Source organism: Humibacter sp. (assembly GCF_051954055.1).
Lineage (GTDB): Bacteria > Actinomycetota > Actinomycetes > Actinomycetales > Microbacteriaceae > Humibacter.
Window position 1 is genome coordinate 1 of the sequence record NZ_JBQCIE010000044.1, and the last position, 16,675, is coordinate 16,675.

The following is a 16,675-nucleotide window of genomic DNA, read 5'->3' on the forward strand; positions in this document are numbered from 1 at the left end:
GAACGTGAGGAACATGCCTTCGTGCTCCGACCCTTCGCCGTGCTCGAGCCAGTCGACGAACTCGGCGGACGCGCTCGAGACGTGGTTCACGATCAAATCGGCTGTGACGCTTCGGCTCTCGGCGATCGCCCGCACGTCGTCCCACGTGCCGAGCCGGGGGTCGACAGTGCCGTGGTCGACCGGGTCGAACCCGGCGTCGGCTCCGTCGAAGGGCACGAAGAACGGCAGGATGTGCACTCCGGCGAAGTCGCGCAGCGGCCCGTCCAGCAGCCTCCGCAGTCCGGCGAGGTCGCCGCCGAGGCGGTCGGCGTAGGCGAGAAGGTCGACCTCCGTCACGACGTCAACACCTCCCGCAGCCGCTCGACGCCGCTGCGCGGGGACGTGAGTACGGGCACCGAGACGCCGGCGTCCGAGACGGCATCCGCCATGGATGCCTGTGCGAGCACGATGACGGCCGCGGAGTCCGCGGCGCTCCGCACCGCCTCGGCGACCAGCCTGTCGTGCTCCTCGGGTCGGCCCTCGGCGCGTGCAGCGGCGGCGCCCGCCACGACGGTGGTCTTGACGGTCGCGCGCGAGCCCCGCTCGGCGACGTGCCGTTCGATGAGCCGAGTGGTCGGTCCGAGGGTGGCGGTGTTGGTCGCGAACACGGCGACCGATCCGTCCCCGGCACGGCGCACGGCCTCCGCAGCCATCGGCTCGTCGACGCGCAGCACCGGGATGCTCATTCCGGCGCTCGCCTGCTCTGCGGCCTCCCCGATCGAGGAGCATGTCACGAGAACGGCGTCGGCGCCGCACTCCGCGAGGTGCGCCAGGTGAGTCGCCACCCGCTGCTGCACCTGAGGCGTAACGCCCTCGCGGATCGCGGTCTCGAGCATCCAGGCGTCCACGACGTGCTGCCGCTCGACGCCGGGAACGGCCTCGGCGACCATCCCGTCGAACGTCGCGGCGAGCGCAGGGACGGTGTGCAGGAGTCCCGCGATCACGATGCCTCCCGCCACGGCCGGGCCTCACGGTCGACGACGTCGATCAGCCGTTCGAGGCGCGGAACGGAGAGCTCGCGCAGGGCGCGCGGCACATCCGGATGTCCGACGACATCGCTCCACAGCGCCCGCCCGGCGAGGAAGCCGCTCGCGCCGGCACGGCACGCCGCCTCGACGCTGGGCAGGAACGCAGGACGCTCCACGCCTTGCGAGAGCACGACCCACGGGCCGGTGATGGCCGCATTCAGCTTCTCGCTGGCGGCCCGCTGCTCGGCCACGTCCCCGGTCCCCGCCAGCGGCACCTGCACCTTGTAGAGGCTCTGACCGAGCACGGAGAGCTCGCGCGCCGCCTCCCTGATGGCGACGTCGAGATCCCAGCTGCCGTCATCCAGCTCCCGTGGAGTCGCACGCACCACCGGTTCGAGCACGGACAGCACACCGCGTTCGCGGCACGCCGCGACGAAACGGCGCACGAGCTCGACCCGCTGCTCACGCTTGACGTCCCGGCGCCAGATGACGAGCAGCTTGAGCGCGCTGACGCCGTCGAGATCGGTCTGGGTCAGCACGACGTCGTCCAGTCCGGTCTCCTCGACCGGCCCGCCGGGCGCCTGCTCGAGCGCGTCGGCCGCGAGGATCAGTCCGGTCCGCGCGGGCAGGGTCTCGCGCACGCACTCGAACCCGTAGTGCCTGTCGATCAGGAACCCGGAGGCGAGCGGACCGAGTGCCGCGGCGACGTCGAGCTTGAACCGCACGAGCACGTCGTCTTCCGGGCGGCCCGCGCCCGCGAGGTCGAACATGTGGCGCAGGCTCTCACGCTGATCCATCGCCACCATCGCGAGCGCGCCGGTGGGGCGGGCGATGGCATCGAGGTCCCGTGCTGCTTGCGTCGATGCGGGGTTCGTCATGGGGATTTCCTTACTGGTGGTGCTTCTGGTGCTGGTTCGGTGGGCGTACGTCGTGGTGGCGCGTCATGGGATCGCGGCGTCGATGAATGCGGCCAGGAGTTCCGGCTCGCCGTCGCTTGCCGGACTTGCGTCGCCGAGCGGGAGCGTCGTGGTGATGCCCGCGACCCGGTGCGCCGCGAGCATGGCCGCGCCGGTGGCGACCGGTTCGGCGGCCTCGACACGGCGGAGGCGGCCGGTGAGGATGCGCCGCTTGAGGTTCCACCAGGCGTCGTTCGCCGCTCCCGGTCCGGCGAGCACGGCGAGGTCGGCGTCGCGCGCGCCGAGGATGTCGCACTGCGCGGAGTCCAGCCAGGCGAGCTGCAGCACCAGGCCGGTCAGAACCGCGGTGAGCGCGGCGCCCGGGTCGGCCGGCATGGCCGGTACCGCGCGCAGATGGGCCGAGCGGTCCGGGCGGGGAGCCTGCCGCCCACGCAGGTAAGGCAGCAGAAAGCATGCCGGCGCAGCGTTCGAGCACGCGGCGGCCGCCGCGAACACGTCAGCGCGGTCGACACCGGGAAGCAGCTCATGGAGCGCCCACTCGACGAGTGCGCCGGCCGTCGGGTTCGCACCCAGCAGCGACTCGTGGATGCCGTCCACGGCTCGCGCGATGCTCATGCCGTTCTCGCGTGCCGCCTCGCGCGGCACCTCGGCTGCCAGCCGGTACAGCGCCTCCGTCGTTCCCACGGAGTCGGCCGCGGGCCCCGGTTCCCGCACGCCGGCCGCCCAGGCGCCGACAGCGTGATCGTGTCCCGCGGCGACGACCGGCATGCCGGCGGGCAGTCCGAGCACGGCAGCCGCGTCGGCCGTGAGCGCTCCTGCGCTCTCCCCTGGCCGCACCACGCGGGGAAAACGGTCGGGCGTGAGCCCCACCAGCCCGAGAAGGTCGGCGTCGAACCGTTCGGCCGGCTCACCGAGCCGGTAGGCCATCGTGCGGGCGGCGAGCGTGTGATCCGTCACGGCCTCGCCCACGAGCGCGGCGACGACGAGGTCCGCGACGCCCGCCCAGCGCGCGCCGCTCAACCGGGCGTCCCCCGCTTCGGCGAGAGTCAGCCAGTGCGCCAGCGGAGTCTTCTCCGGCACAGGCACCCCGGTCGCCGCATAGAGTTCAGCCGCCCCGACGCCTGCCACGAGAGAGCGGACCGCGGCGCCGCCATCCTTCTCGTTCCAGCGCAGCAGCTCGCCGAGCGGACCACCGTCGGCGTCGACGAGCGACCCTGTCTCGGCCATGGATGCCACGCCGATGCCGATGAGACGCCCTTGCGCGTCGCTCGCGACCGATCCGATCGCGGTGAGCACGGCATCCTGCAGCGCGGCGCCGTCAGTCGGCGTGGGCACGGTGCGAACCCGCTCCTCGCGCACGGCACCGCCATCGTCGAACGAGGCGAGCACGACCTTGGTGTTGGTCGTGCCGACGTCGACACCGATCGCGGCCGGGAACGCAGCGGGCACGATCCATTATGTTCATCTTCGAACAGACGGGTCAAGATTTGTCCGCTTCTTGACAACGCGGTGCCGCCGCGATGGGATGGATGCATGCGATACGCAGACGCTCCGGCGCGCCGCGAGGAACTGCTGCGCCGGCTCGCCGCCGAGGGCTATGTGTCGTCATCCGGTGTCGCCGACGAGTTCGGTGTCTCGGAGATGACGATCCGCCGCGATCTCCGTCAGCTCGCCGCCGAGGGACTGGCGCGTCGCGTGATCGGCGGCGCCAGCCTTCCCGATCTCGGTCACGCGCGCCCGTTCGACGAGCGCGCCGGCACCGGAAGCGGTGAGAAGCGCGCCATCGCTGCTGCCTGCCTTTCCCTCCTCGAGGGCGCGAGCACCATCGCGCTCGACGCGGGAACGACGGTCGCCCCGTTGGCCGATCTGGTCGCCACCGGCACCACCGTCGTGAGCCATTCGGCTCCGGTCATCCAGGCCGCCATCGAGCGCGGAGACCTCGACGTCGTCGCCATCGGCGGCACGTACCAGCGCGAGACACGCAGCTTCGCGGGGCCGGCTGCCCGGCGCTCCATCGCGGACTATTCGTTCGACGTCGCCGTGCTGTCCGCCACGGCCGTCGACGGTACAGGGCTGCTCTGCGCCAACGCGCTGGATGCCGAGCTCAAGCAGGAGCTGTCCCGGTCAGCACGCACCACGGTGCTGCTCGTCGACCACTCGAAGCTCGGCGCCCGAGCGCCGATCCGCGTCGGCGGCCTCGAGCTGGTGGATGCGATCGTGACCGACGACGGGGCGGATGACGACGATCTCGCCGCGCTGCGGGCATCCGGCGTGCGGGTCCTTCTGGCAGCCACCGAGGAGGTCGACGTCTCGTGATGCGGCTCGGCGCCGTCGCCGACGACGTCACCGGCGCCTGCGATCTTGCCGGGCGAGTGGTCGAGGCCGGCCTGCCCGCGACCGTGCTGTTCGGTGCGCCGGACGGCGAGCGTGTCTTCCCGTCCGACGACGACGGATGCGCCGTGGTCGCCCTCAAGATCCGCACCGTGTCCGCCGAGGATGCCGCGGCCCATGCGGCGGACGCGGCACGCCGGCTGCTCGCCGCTGACGCTTCACTGCTGTACCAGAAGTACTGCTCGACGTTCGACTCGACCCCGCGCGGCAACATCGGGCCGATCGGCGACGCGATCGCCTCCGTCGTGGGCGGCGCCGTGACGGTCGGGACCCCGGCGACGCCCGGGTCCGCCCGCACCCAGTACGCCGGAACGCTCTTCGTCGACGGCGTCCCGCTCGCCGAGTCGCCACTGCGCGATCATCCGCTCACCCCCATGCGCGACTCGAACGTCGTGCGCCTCCTTGCGCCGCAGACCCGAGCGGACGTCTCGCTCGTGCGCTGGGAGGACGTGCAGCAAGGCCCCGAGCACGTCGCTCGGCTCGTGGGCGAAGGGCACGTGCTGACGGATGGCCTCACCGAGCGCGATCTCGACACGATCGCCGCGAGCGTGCTGCGTCTCGCCGGGGAACGGGCCGTGATCGCCGCGGGTGCAGCCGGCGTGGGAACGGCGCTCGCGCGGGTCGCGGTCCAGGGTTCGGCGTCGCGACCGTCCGTGCAGTTGCCCGCCGTGCCACCGGCCGGACGGCTCATCCTGGCCGGCAGCGCCTCCGCCGCGACCCGCGAACAGCTCGACACCTTCCGTGGCGAGAAGCACCTGCTGGATCCCTTCGCGCTCGCGGAGGGTGAGGCCGAGCTCGACCGGTTGCGGAGCATCCTCTCCGCCCGTCGTCACAACCCGGTGCCCGCGCTCGTCGCCGTGCGCGGCGGCGTGGCCAGAGTGCAGTCCGAGCTCGGGCCGGAGCGGGCCGCACAGCTCATCGAGAGCGCGTTCGCGGAGCTCGCGCGCTTCGCCGTGCACGAACTCGGCACCAGCCACCTGATCGTCGCCGGCGGCGAGACGTCGGGGGCCGTCGTGACGGGACTCGGCATCCGGCGCCTGCTCGTCGGCGCGCAGGCGGCTCCCGGGGTGCCTTGGACGCTCGGCCATGCCGAAGGCAGGCCCGTCGCACTGCTCCTCAAGTCCGGTAACTTCGGCGGCGCCACGCTCTTCAACGACGCGTGGGAGACGGCACCATGAGCGAGACCGCCCTACTGCGCTCGGCCGTGGTGCGCGCCTGCCGATACCTGTCTGCCGCCGGCCTGTCGCCCGGCAGCTCGGGCAACGTGAGCGTGCGAGCCGGATCGCGCATCATCGCGACGCCGACCGGCTCATCGCTGCGCGCGGCGACCGAGGACGAGCTGGCCGCTGTGCTGTTCGACCAGAAGGGGCCGTCCGAGCTGCCGGATGCGCCGCGCCCGACCAAGGAGTTGCCGCTGCACGAGGCGATGTACGCGGCGCATCCCGACGCCGCTGCCGTCGTGCACCTGCACTCGCCCTACGCCACCGCGATCGCGTGCCTCGCCGCCGACGAGGAGGGATGCGCGCAGCTGCCTCCGCTGACGCCCTATCGCGTCATGCGGCTGGGGCGAGTGCCGCTCGTGCCATACGCCCCGCCCGGGAGCGCGGAGCTCGCGGCCGGTGTCGCCTCGCGTGCGCCCGGGCATCCGGTGCTGATGCTCGGCAACCACGGCCCGATCGTCGCCGGACGAGACCTGGATGCCGCCATCGACCTCGCCGAGGAACTCGAGGCGGCGTCCCGGCTCACGCTTCAGCTGCACTCCCTCTCTCCCGTCACGCTCGACGCCGCTGCGGTGGCGGCGCTGACGCCGCCGGGACAGTGAGGCGTCGAGTCTCCCCTCGAAGCCCGAACCGCCCGAACCCACCCGACTTCTGCAAGGAGCACAGTGACCCGCGCAGTAAACGAATCCTCTCTTCTCGAAGCGAACGAGCCCGGAGCCGAGCATGGATCGCCGCATCCGCTCGCTTGGCGCGGCCTCGTCGAGGGGTTCTATGGCGCTCCCTGGTCGCACGACGACCGGGTGCGCTGGTTCGAATTCGCGTCTGGATCCGGACTCGACCGCTACCTCTACGCGCCCAAGGACGACCCTTGGCACCGTGAACTGTGGCGCGAACCGTACCCGGCGGACCGGCTGGCCGCGCTCGGCGATCTCTGCTCGGAGGCCGAACGCCGGGGTGTGCGATTCGTCTACACGATCGCGCCCGGACTCTCGATGCGGTACGACGAGGATGCCGAGCACGAGGCGCTCGCGGCGAAATGCACGCAGCTGCTCGGGGCGGGCATCCGCTCGTTCGCACTGCTGTTCGACGACGTTCCGATGGACGAACCGGAGGCGTTCGGACGCGCGCACGGCGAGACGGCCGCGCGGCTCGAGGCGGGTTTCCTGCGGCCGGCCGGCATCGACGAGCCGCTGCTGGTCTGTCCGACGGACTACGCCGGGTTGGGCCGCACCCCGTACCGCACCGGCCTCGATGCGACACTGCCAGAGGACGCGCTCGTGCTCTGGACGGGCGCCGACATCGTCGTCGGAGCGGTCACGGCCGACGACATCGTGCGCGCGAGGGAGAGCTATGGCCGCGACCTCGTGCTCTGGGACAACTTCCCGGTCAACGACTTCGACCGATCGCGGGTGTTCCTCGGCCCACTGACGGACCGGCACCGGGCACCCGGCCTGGTCGGCATCGTCTCGAACCCCATGGTCGAGGCGGCGCCGTCGCGGTTCGCGCTGTCCACCGTCGCGGAGTGGGCGGCCGACCCCGATGAGTACGACGCACAGGATGCCTCCGCCCGCGCCTACGAGCGAGTGACGGGCGGTGCACCGGGGCTCCGCGCCCTCGTCCAGGCCTGCAGCTCGTGGCCGCCCTCCGCACCCCGGTGGCCGGCGCTGTCGGATGCCGTCGCCGAGGGCCGTTACCACGATGCCGAGGCGCTTCTCACACGCCTCGCGCAGACCTCGGCCGACGGTGTGGACAAGGATCTGGCAGCACAGCTCGAGCCGTGGGTCGACGCGGCGCAGGCATCCGGCTCAGCAGGCGCGATGGCCTGTCGCGTGCTCGCGTTCGACGGCGACCCCGCCGAGTTCGCCTCACTCGACGACCTGCTGAAGGCGCGTCGCACCATGGAGGGCGAGTTCGCGGATGTCGTCCGCGACGACGTGCTCGGCCTGCTCGACGACGCCATCGTGCTTCTCGGCGGCGAGCCGTCGCATCCGCACACCCCGCGCGGCGCCGCGGTATCGATCTACAGCGGACCGAACCCGGCGCCGGGAGATCGCGAGCTCGCGGAGTTCCTGCGCGGATCGGGCATGCACGTGCACTTCGGCCACGACGAGGCGGCGGACCTCGTGATCGTGACCCGGGCCGCGTCGGAGGACCTGATCGTCGAGGCGTCGCGCCTGTCGATCCCTGTACTGGCCTGGGGTCACCTCGTGCCGCTCGGCCTCGCCTCCGCATCGCTCGTGCCGCTGTCGGTCGACCGGATCGAGATCGTCGACCCGCGGCATCCTGCGGCATCGGCGATGGCCGGGGAGGTCGTCGTCTATCGAGGCAGGTCGAAGCTCACGGTGTGCGTGCCGGGCGAGGGAGCGCACGTGGTGGCGCGCGAGCCCCAGTCCGGCGACGCTGCGATCACGATCACGCCCCGCGGCGCCGCTCTCGCGGACGGCAAGCCGGCGCCGGCCGCGCGCGGCACGTTCTACCTCGCCGCGGACGGCTTCGCCCCGTGGCTCGTCACCGAGTCCACCCGCGCTCTCCTCTACGCGACCATCGGCGCCCTCCTCGACGCCGAGGATGCGTGATTTATGCAAACGTTCCCATAAAACACCCGAAAATCCCGTTCCACGCGAGGGCCGCTGATTAGGCTTTCGTCTGCGCGGGAACAACAAGGAGGCCTTGAAGGCATGTCCCAACCACTCACCGTCGCGGCGATGGGCTTCTGGCACGTTCACGCGGGCGACTATGCGCGCGCCGCTCAGCGGCATCCGGACACGCGTCTCATCGCCCTGTGGGATGACGATCCGCAGCGGGGAAAGGCGGCCGCCGAGGAGTTCGATGTCGAGTTCGTCACCGACCTGGATGACCTGCTCGCGCGTGACGACCTCGACGCCGTCACGATCACGACGGAGACGACGCGGCACACGGATGTCATCCGTCGAGCGATCAACGCGGGCAAGCACGTGTTCAGCGAGAAGCTGCTCGCTCCGACCGTCGAGGAGTGCGAGGAGCTGATCGCCGCCGCTCGGAACGCGGGCGTCGTGCTCACGGTCTCACTGCCCCGGCTCTACGACGACTACACGGTGGCGATCGAGCGCATCCTCGACGAGGGTTCGCTCGGCGAGCTGACGTACACGCGGGTGCGGCTCGCGCACGACGGGTGGGCCGCGGGGTGGCTGCCGGAGCGCTTCGGCGACCCGGATGCCGCGATCGGCGGAGCTCTGACCGATCTCGGCTGCCATCCGGCGTACCTGACCAGGCTGTTCCACCGTGCGGAACCGCTCGCCATCAGCGCGAGCTACGGCAGTGTGACGGGACGACCGGTCGAGGACAACGCCGTCGTCACGGCGGAGTTCCCCGGCGGTCGGCTGGGAGTGTTCGAGGCCTCGGTGGCCACGACGCCCGGCGCCTTCACACTCGAGCTCCGCGGCACAGCCGCATCCCTCATGTTCGGCTTCGGCAGCGAACGCTTGCTCGCCAAGGGCGGCGCGTTCGGCGACCAGTGGACCGAGGTCCCTCTTCCCGAAGCACGTCCGGGCGCGTTCGCGCTGTGGGTGAAGAGCATCCAGGACGGCACGTTCACCGAGGACAACCTTCGCCACGCCACCGCCTTGACCGGCATGGTCGTTGCAGCGAACGAATCCGCCGCAAGCGGGCGCCGGATCGAGCTCTCGGGCGAGGGCCGACGCGACCACGCCGAGAGCGAGCCCGCTTCGCTCTGAGCCCGCAGGCATCCTTCAACACACTTCGCCGTGCTCGCATGGCAACGATCCCTTAAGGAGTACCGTTCATGACCACCAAAACCGTTCGAATCGGCCTGATCGGCGCCGGCAACATCGCTGGTGCGCATATCGCCGGGTACCTGCGCAACCCCGAGACGATCACGTTCGCCGCCATCGCAGACCCGGTGCTCGAGAGCGCCGAGCGGCGTGCGGGCGAGACCGGAGCGGTCGTCTACGCCGACTACAACACGATGCTGGCCGAGGCGGATATCGACGCCGTCGACATCTGCCTTCCGCACCATCTGCACAAGGATGCGATCGTCGCGGCCGCTCGTGCCGGCAAGCACATCCTGTGCGAGAAGCCGCTCTGCCTCACCGCAGAGGAGGCGGCAGAGGTGTCCGAGGCGGTCAGCGCGGCCGGCGTCACGCTGATGTGTGCGCACAACCAGCTGTTCCTGCCGGCCGTGGCGCGCGCGAAGCAGCTGATCGACGACGGCGTGCTCGGTCGCGTCTACGAGGTGCGCACCACCGACAGCTTCTTCAACGACTTCAATCCGGAGAACATGGGATGGCGCGCCAACGCCGCCACGAGCGGCGGCGGCGAGCTCATCGACACCGGCTACCACCCGACCTACCTGCTGCTTCACCTCGCGGGTGGTTCGCCGATCCAGGTCACGGCCATGCTGGCCACCCACCGACTCACGTTCATGGACGGCGAGGACTCCGCCACGGTTCTCGTGCGCTTCGACAACGGCGTCATCGGCACCATCGTGACGAGCTGGGCGTATCAGGCGGCGGACGGCACGGAGAAGTTCTCGGTCGTCGGCGAGCAGGGCAGCCTGACCAGTGACGGCACTTCGCTCAGCTACCGGAGGCGTGGCGAGAGCGAGCCGACCATTCTGGAACTCGAGCCCGTGCACGAGTTCCAGGCGGAGCTCGAGCACTTCGCTCGCAGCATCCTCGACGGCACGCGCCCTCTGCACACCGAGAAGGAGGGAACCGAGGTGCTGGGCATCATCCTCGCCGCGTACGAGTCCGCGAACACCCGGACGATCGCGCCGGTCGCCACCCTCGCGACCGCGGGGTGAGCCGGCCGGCCCGCCTCGCGCTGCAGAGGCATCCGCTACACCAATCGGCACCCGTACCACGGCCGCGCTACAGGTATCGGCATTCGCTACAGCTTTTTTGTGTCGCGGATGCCTATTTGTGTCGCGGATGCCGATAACTGTGGCGCCAACATCGGACGGGGCTCAGGCCTCGGCCACCAGCTGCAGGAAACGTCGGTGGAACCGATACTCCCCGTTGATCTCGGGATGGAACGCTGTCGCCAGCAGGCCGTCCTGCTCCACGGCGACCACGCGACCGTCGGCGAGTGTCGCGAGCGCTGTGACCACTTCAGACATCCGCTCCACTGCAGGGGCTCGGATGAACACGGCGTGCACGGCAGGGTCGCCGAACTCCGCGATCGGAAGGTCCGTCTCGAAGGAGTCGTTCTGATTCCCGAACGCGTTGCGCCGCACCGTGACGCGCAGTCCGCCGATCGTCTGCTGTCCCTCGGCGGCATCCACCAGCTCATCGGCCAGCATGATCATGCCTGCGCAGGTGCCGTAGACGGGCATCCCTGCCGCGATCCGGTCGCGGATGGGCTGAGCGAGCCCGAACGAGCGGCTGAGCTTGTCCATGACGGTCGACTCGCCGCCTGGAATGACGAGTCCGCCGACCTCATCGAGCTCGGCCGCGCGTCGCACCGGTATCGCGTCGGCGCCGAGCTCCCGCAACACGTGCAGATGCTCACGGAAGTCACCCTGTAGTGCGAGAACACCGACCGGGCGGGGGCTACCGGTCGCGCTCATACCCACCAGCGTAGTGGCGCGCCCGCATGGCCCTGGACCAGCCGGCCGCGCGCACGGGCCGGCCGACCACACGCATCCGAAGCGCGTTTACGAGGCCGCGTCGGCATCCGATGCGAGGTCGCGAGCGGCCGCATCGTCGATCTGCCAGATGGTCAGTTCGGGCGCATCCTCAGCGAGCTCCGCCCGCACTACCGCCTCCGCCACCTGTGACGCATAGGCCACCACCGTCCACTTTCCGGGAGTGAGGATGCTCGCAACTTGCTTCCGCAGGCGACGCTCCGGAGTCGCCTCGTTCTCGGCGATCCGATCGACGACGGCCTCCACCGTGCCGCCGACCCTGGCACCGAGCAGCGGTGTGGCCAGGAGCGATCCGAGGATCTGAGCGAATGAAGCGGCGTCTCGCTCGTTCTCGGGTGCCACAGGGTCATGCGGCGCGGTCATGACTTCGAGGTGACCGTCCTTCGCCACCTCGACCCACACGAGTCCCGTGAGATTGAGGAGCGCGACACCGTGCAACTCCTGGATGCGAGTGAAGACCCGACGAGAGACATCCTCGTCATCGAAGGAGGCACTGATCAGAGCGGATGCCACGGGCCACCTCCGGAATCATCGCCGGACGGGTCTGGCTCACGTCCATCCGAGCATGACGAGGATCGCGCTCGCCTTGTTTTCGTTCAAGGGCTTGCGGGCATGCAGCAGAGCGTCACGCGGATGACTCCGTATGCGCCGCAGTGGGCTGATGCCTGGAGAGCTCGATGACGCCGTAGACGGCGATGGCGCCGGCCGCAACGAACACAAAGTCCGCCCAGAGCGGCGCTGTCGCCGCTTCGCCGAGAACGATTATGCCGATGCTCACACCGACCAGGCGGGGCGAGGTACAGGCTGAAGAGCTGGAGAACGATCGCGAGTCCGAGCATGAGGGTGCCCGCGAGCCATGAAGGGCGACGTGCCAATCCGACCAGTTGCTCCCAACTCAAGCCGGAACGCTTAGGCGAAACCGTGCTGTCGCCGACCTTCGTGACTCCGTGTTGCTGAAGCTCCGCCCCGACCGCGAGAAAGACAGAGCCGACGAGCGCCACAGGGATGCCGAGCGACTGTGCGGGAGTGAGCGAGACCAGGGCAAGGCTCACAAGCATCCTTCCCGGGGCAGGTCGTCCTCAAGGATTGTCAGGACCTCCTGGATGCAGCTCGACGGATGAAGGCGATGACCACTGTCGCGATGAAGAGAATGATGCCGATGATCGCGAGCCAGAGCAGGCCCTTGAATGCGAACCCGACGACCGCCGCGATCAGCCAGATGACCAGGAGCACAACGAGCAGGATCAACATGATCGAACGCTACGCGTGCCCCCTCTCTTCGAGGGAGGGCTGGACGTGAGCGCTTCAGTGCGCTTCACTCCCGTCGGAACCGGCTCTCGAATGGATCACTGAGCGCCGGCCGACCGCGCTCCGCGGCCTACCCGAGCGGGCGATTACCAGCCGCGTTCGGCGAGACGGTGCGGAGCAGGTACGTCCGCCACGTTGATGCCGACCATCGCCTCGCCGAGTCCGCGCGACGCCTTCGCGATCTCGTCCGGGTCGTCGTAGTACGTGGTCGCCTTGACGATCGCGGCCGCGCGCTTCGCGGGGTCACCGGACTTGAAGATGCCGGATCCGACGAACACACCGTCCGCGCCCAGCTGCATCATCATGGCGGCGTCCGCCGGGGTCGCGACACCGCCCGCCGTGAAGAGCACGACGGGCAGCTTGCCGGTCGTCGCCACCTCGGCCACGAGGTCGTACGGCGCCTGCAGCTCCTTCGCTGCGACGTAGAGCTCGTCCTTGGACTTCGACTTCAGCGCGTTGATCTCCGACGTGATCGCGCGGATGTGCTTCGTCGCCTCGGAGACATCCCCCGTGCCGGCCTCGCCCTTCGAGCGGATCATCGCGGCACCCTCGGTGATGCGCCGCAGCGCCTCGCCCAGGTTGGTGGCCCCGCAGACGAACGGCACGGTGAACGGCCACTTGTCGATGTGGTTCACGTAGTCCGCCGGGGACAGCACCTCGGACTCGTCGATGTAGTCGACACCGAGCGCCTGCAGCACCTGCGCCTCGACGAAGTGCCCGATGCGCGCCTTCGCCATCACGGGAATGGAGACCGCCGAGATGATCCCGTCGATCAGATCGGGGTCGCTCATGCGGGCGACGCCGCCCTGGGCACGGATGTCCGCGGGCACCCGCTCGAGCGCCATCACAGCGACCGCGCCCGCGTCTTCCGCGATCTTCGCCTGCTCGGCGGTGACGACATCCATGATCACACCGCCCTTCAGCATCTCCGCGAGTCCGCGCTTGACGCGGCTCGTTCCGAGTTCGGTGGTCGTGGTCTCGATCGTGTCAGTCATGATCCTCGGGATTCTCAGGACGGATGCCGCCGACGGGCAGCACAGGAAGTGGCGCAAAGCTCGACATCAAAGGTAGTGGCGACAGCAGAAAGGATGCAGTGAGCAGGCCGGGTGCTCGAACCGCCGGGCGGGCTCGAAAGTCGTCGCACCGTCGGCTTAAGTTAGCATCTGCGTATGGATGCGGATAAGCCGATTTGCGGCCGCGAGGTCGACAGCCAGTACGTGGAGCTGGCCGTCGAGGTCTTCTCGATGCTGGCGGATGCCACCAGGGTGCGGATCATCCTCGCGCTCCGGGATGTCGAAGAGCTGTCGGTGAACCACCTGGCCGACATTGTGGACAAGCCGCCGTCGGCCGTCTCTCAGCACCTCGCCAAGCTTCGCCTGGCCCGTATCGTGGCGACCCGCCAGGACGGACAGCGGGTGTTCTACCGGCTCGAGAACGAGCACGCGAGACAGCTCGTGTCCGATGCGATCTTCCAGGCCGAGCACTCTCTCGGGGAAGCGCCGCGCCACCACCACGGGCAGGCGGACGAGCAGTGATGCACGCCCACACCCACGAGCACGAGCACGAGCACGAGCACGAGCATCCTCATGCCCACGACCACGACCACCCGCACGGCCACGACGACGACCACGACCACGGCCACGGCCACGGCCACGGCCACCCGCACGGCGGCGTGAAGGGGTTCCTCTACGACCTCTTCGTTCCGCACACGCACGATGCTGCTGACTCCGTCGACGACGCGCTCGAGGCGAGCAAGGCCGGCGTGACCGCAGTCAAGGTGTCGATGTTCATCCTTCTGGGCACGACGCTTCTGCAGTTCGGGTTCGTGCTCTTCACCGGCTCGGTGGCGCTGCTGGCCGACACGATCCACAACTTCGCGGATGCCCTCACCGCGGTTCCGCTCTGGATCGCGTTCGTGCTCGGCCGTCGCGTCGCCACCCGCCGCTACACGTATGGATACGGCCGCGCCGAAGACCTCGCCGGCCTGTTCATCGTGTTCGTCGTCGCGCTCTCGGCGGTGGTCGCGGGCTGGGAGGCGATCGACAGGTTCATCCATCCACAGCCGGTCGAGAACGCCTGGTGGCTCATCGTCGCCGGCCTGATCGGATTCGCAGGGAACGAGCTGGTGGCCGTCTATCGCATCCGGGTCGGGCGCAGGATCGGCTCAGCGGCACTGATGGCCGATGGCGTCCACGCGAGGCTCGACGGCATCACCTCGCTGTCGGTCGTGCTCGGCGCGATCGGCGTGCTGCTCGGCTTTCCGCTCGCCGACCCGATCATCGGTCTGCTCATCGCGATCTCGATCCTGGCGCTGCTCTGGGGCACGGTGAAGTCGGTCGGCGCACGCCTGATGGATGCCGTCGACCCGCACCTGCTCGAACGCGTCGAGCACGTGCTCGAGCACACGACCGGAGTCACGGGCATCCAGAGCGTGAAGCTGCGCTGGAGCGGCCACCGTCTCATCGGATCGGCCGTGGTGACGACGGATGCCGCCGGCCTGCACGACGCCACGCACATCGCCGAACACGCGTCGGCGCACGTTCGCGGCGAGCTGCGCAACCTCGACGACTTCGTGGTCACGCCCACGCCCTCACATCATTGAGGCGCCGGACGGCTCAGGAGTAGCCGCGCTTCAGCAGCATCCCCGCGGCCTTGTCGAACTCGTCAGAGTTCGGAACCTGGAAGGCCAGCGCGTTGGCGTACCGCGTGATCACATTGAAGACGCTCGCCACAGCTGCCGCGTCGCGGAGATCGTCGACGGAGACGCCCGATTCGAGAGCGGTCCGGGCGTCGGCCGCGGTGAGGTCGTCCGGAGTGCGCGTGACCTTCTCGATGAAGGTGAGCGCCGCTTTCAGGCGGTCCGAGACCGGAGCCGTTCGGTAGTCGTTCAGCACGGCGTCGACGACATCGCGGTCGATGCCACGAACGGCGATCGCACCGTGCGCGCCGACGCAGAACGGGCATGAATTCCAGGATGCGACGGCAGCAGCCATGAGCTCGCGCTCGTACACGCTCCACCCGCTCTCGCCGCGCATCGCCCTCTGCGTCCACGCCCCGAGTGCCGGTCCCGCGAAGTCCCGGTGGTAGAACGCCACTCGGGCGGCATCCGGAAGACGGATGCCTGTGAGCCGGGAGATCATCGCGATCAGAGTCCGATGCCGCAGGCTGTCGCCGCGGTCGATCTCAGGCAGACGCATCTGCGGCCCCTTCGATCGCTGCCTCGGCCGCATCCCATCGGCGCAAACCCGTGCCGATGGCAGCCGACAGCATGAGCTCGAACGCGTTCTTCTCGGAGCCGGCGGCGCGCAGCACGGCATCCACTTGGGCATCCGTCACCCGCGCCGAGTCCCGGGCGATCTGGCGCACCAGGTCGTCGTACGGCTCGGGAACGGCGGCACCGCCCGCGCCGCGCTGCAGCACGGCCAACCGCAACTCTCGATCGGTGCCACCGCTGTCGGCGACCCGGGCGGACAGCGCTTCGGCATGCTCGGCGTGCGATTCAGGGGCGTCCGTTCGCATGGCGGCGACTCTACGCGCCGGCTTCGGACGTTGTAAGGGGGATGCCGGTCCGCCCGAACCCGACATCCCCCGGCTTCAGTGGGCGGTCAGACCGCTGCCGAGACGGTCTTGAGCTTGCTGTACAGCTCCTCGCTGGTGTGCTGCTCCTGCCCGAGGTTCTCGGTGAGCAACTCCTCGATCTGCTTGAGACCGAGGGCATCGGCCAGGCAGATCAGCGACTGGTATGCGGCGATCTCGGTGTGCTCGGTCTCCAGCGCGGCCGACAGCACCACGCTGTCGAGCAACGACTCGTCGGACTTGCGGATCAGCGACGTGCCCTCTCGAGAGAGACCCTTGGTGGTCTGCGATGGCTCCTCGGCTGCGGAGATCTCCAGTTCCTGGCACACCTGATCGAGGTTCTTCATCTGGTGCCGCGTCTCGTCTGCGTGGTGGCGGAACATCTCCTTGATGTCTTCGCTCTGCGCGGCCTGTTCCAGCTCACCGAGCATCGAGAGGGAGTCCTGCTCCATCGAGATGGCCGATCCGATGCGGTATTCGAGAAGCTGGCGGGGGTTGTCGAAGTGTTCGAACATGCGCAGATCTCCCTTTCGTCTAAGACGTGCAAGACAAGACCACGGCATGACGGGCATCCACATAAGGGGTTGCCAAACGGGTCGGGAGAAGTACGAA

Annotated in this window: 19 protein-coding genes and 1 pseudogene; 8 read left to right on the top strand and 12 right to left on the bottom strand. The window is 69.4% G+C overall.

Going from position 1 to position 16,675, the window contains the following annotated elements:
* From ACTHNC_RS05725 to ACTHNC_RS05740, 4 genes and pseudogenes are all read right to left on the bottom strand, one after another.
* Positions 1–336: pseudogene (locus ACTHNC_RS05725) on the bottom strand (sucrose phosphorylase); the annotation flags it as partial.
* Positions 333–998, bottom strand: a complete 666-nt coding sequence (locus ACTHNC_RS05730) for an aspartate/glutamate racemase family protein (protein WP_440293638.1) — start codon at positions 996–998, stop codon at positions 333–335. The gene ACTHNC_RS05730 and the pseudogene ACTHNC_RS05725, both read right to left, overlap by 4 nt.
* Positions 980–1,885: a hypothetical protein gene (locus ACTHNC_RS05735; protein WP_440293639.1), complete on the bottom strand. Its 906-nt coding sequence runs from the start codon at positions 1,883–1,885 to the stop codon at positions 980–982. Before ACTHNC_RS05735 ends, ACTHNC_RS05730 begins: the two co-directional genes overlap by 19 nt.
* 63 nt (positions 1,886–1,948) lie before the next feature.
* The gene (locus ACTHNC_RS05740) at positions 1,949–3,373 is read right to left on the bottom strand and encodes an FGGY-family carbohydrate kinase (RefSeq protein WP_440293640.1); all 1,425 of its coding nucleotides are present in this window, start codon (positions 3,371–3,373) and stop codon (positions 1,949–1,951) included.
* Between the two features lie 84 nt (positions 3,374–3,457).
* Between ACTHNC_RS05740 and ACTHNC_RS05745 the strand changes: the two genes are divergently transcribed.
* The 6 genes from ACTHNC_RS05745 (at position 3,458) to ACTHNC_RS05770 (ending at position 10,336) form a co-directional block, all read left to right on the top strand.
* Positions 3,458–4,240: a DeoR/GlpR family DNA-binding transcription regulator gene (locus ACTHNC_RS05745; RefSeq protein WP_440293641.1), complete on the top strand. Its 783-nt coding sequence runs from the start codon at positions 3,458–3,460 to the stop codon at positions 4,238–4,240.
* A complete protein-coding gene (gene otnK, locus ACTHNC_RS05750; protein WP_440293656.1) occupies positions 4,240–5,493 on the top strand; it encodes a 3-oxo-tetronate kinase in 1,254 nt (417 codons plus the stop codon). The genes ACTHNC_RS05745 and otnK overlap by 1 nt, the downstream gene beginning before the upstream one ends.
* On the top strand, positions 5,490–6,137 hold the full coding sequence (locus tag ACTHNC_RS05755; RefSeq protein WP_440293642.1) for a class II aldolase/adducin family protein: 648 nt from the start codon (positions 5,490–5,492) through the stop codon (positions 6,135–6,137). Before otnK ends, ACTHNC_RS05755 begins: the two co-directional genes overlap by 4 nt.
* Before the next feature lie 63 nt (positions 6,138–6,200).
* Complete coding sequence (locus ACTHNC_RS05760; RefSeq protein WP_440293643.1) at positions 6,201–8,111, top strand: protein O-GlcNAcase; 1,911 nt, start codon at positions 6,201–6,203, stop codon at positions 8,109–8,111.
* Positions 8,112–8,213: 102 nt separating this feature from the next.
* Positions 8,214–9,248: a Gfo/Idh/MocA family protein gene (locus tag ACTHNC_RS05765; RefSeq protein ID WP_440293644.1), complete on the top strand. Its 1,035-nt coding sequence runs from the start codon at positions 8,214–8,216 to the stop codon at positions 9,246–9,248.
* Between the two features lie 68 nt (positions 9,249–9,316).
* Positions 9,317–10,336 (top strand): Gfo/Idh/MocA family protein, encoded by a 1,020-nt coding sequence (locus tag ACTHNC_RS05770; RefSeq protein ID WP_440293645.1) that lies wholly within the window; start codon positions 9,317–9,319, stop codon positions 10,334–10,336.
* A gap of 162 nt (positions 10,337–10,498) precedes the next feature.
* Here ACTHNC_RS05770 and pdxT read toward each other — a convergent pair whose 3' ends face one another.
* From pdxT to pdxS, 5 genes are all read right to left on the bottom strand, one after another.
* Entirely contained in the window at positions 10,499–11,101 is a 603-nt protein-coding gene (pdxT, locus tag ACTHNC_RS05775) for a pyridoxal 5'-phosphate synthase glutaminase subunit PdxT (protein WP_440293646.1), read from the bottom strand.
* A gap of 87 nt (positions 11,102–11,188) precedes the next feature.
* Complete coding sequence (locus ACTHNC_RS05780; RefSeq protein WP_440293647.1) at positions 11,189–11,692, bottom strand: hypothetical protein; 504 nt, start codon at positions 11,690–11,692, stop codon at positions 11,189–11,191.
* A 112-nt stretch (positions 11,693–11,804) separates the two neighbouring features.
* Positions 11,805–11,957, bottom strand: a complete 153-nt coding sequence (locus ACTHNC_RS05785) for a hypothetical protein (protein ID WP_440293648.1) — start codon at positions 11,955–11,957, stop codon at positions 11,805–11,807.
* Between the two features lie 311 nt (positions 11,958–12,268).
* Positions 12,269–12,430 (bottom strand): hypothetical protein, encoded by a 162-nt coding sequence (locus ACTHNC_RS05790; RefSeq protein ID WP_440293649.1) that lies wholly within the window; start codon positions 12,428–12,430, stop codon positions 12,269–12,271.
* 143 nt (positions 12,431–12,573) lie between these two features.
* Positions 12,574–13,482, bottom strand: coding sequence for a pyridoxal 5'-phosphate synthase lyase subunit PdxS (gene pdxS, locus ACTHNC_RS05795; protein WP_440293650.1), 909 nt, complete (start codon positions 13,480–13,482; stop codon positions 12,574–12,576).
* Between the two features lie 174 nt (positions 13,483–13,656).
* On the opposite strand from pdxS, the gene ACTHNC_RS05800 reads away from it, so the two are divergent.
* Together ACTHNC_RS05800 and ACTHNC_RS05805 are read left to right on the top strand one after the other, a co-directional pair.
* Entirely contained in the window at positions 13,657–14,022 is a 366-nt protein-coding gene (locus ACTHNC_RS05800) for an ArsR/SmtB family transcription factor (RefSeq protein ID WP_440293651.1), read from the top strand.
* Positions 14,022–15,089, top strand: a complete 1,068-nt coding sequence (locus ACTHNC_RS05805; RefSeq protein ID WP_440293652.1) for a cation diffusion facilitator family transporter — start codon at positions 14,022–14,024, stop codon at positions 15,087–15,089. Before ACTHNC_RS05800 ends, ACTHNC_RS05805 begins: the two co-directional genes overlap by 1 nt.
* 13 nt (positions 15,090–15,102) lie before the next feature.
* Here ACTHNC_RS05805 and ACTHNC_RS05810 read toward each other — a convergent pair whose 3' ends face one another.
* From ACTHNC_RS05810 to ACTHNC_RS05820, 3 genes are all read right to left on the bottom strand, one after another.
* A complete protein-coding gene (locus tag ACTHNC_RS05810; protein ID WP_440293653.1) occupies positions 15,103–15,684 on the bottom strand; it encodes a carboxymuconolactone decarboxylase family protein in 582 nt (193 codons plus the stop codon).
* A complete protein-coding gene (locus tag ACTHNC_RS05815; protein WP_440293654.1) occupies positions 15,671–16,006 on the bottom strand; it encodes a hypothetical protein in 336 nt (111 codons plus the stop codon). The genes ACTHNC_RS05810 and ACTHNC_RS05815 overlap by 14 nt, the downstream gene beginning before the upstream one ends.
* A gap of 86 nt (positions 16,007–16,092) precedes the next feature.
* Positions 16,093–16,578 (bottom strand): YciE/YciF ferroxidase family protein, encoded by a 486-nt coding sequence (locus ACTHNC_RS05820; protein ID WP_440293655.1) that lies wholly within the window; start codon positions 16,576–16,578, stop codon positions 16,093–16,095.
* Positions 16,579–16,675: the final 97 nt, after the last annotated feature.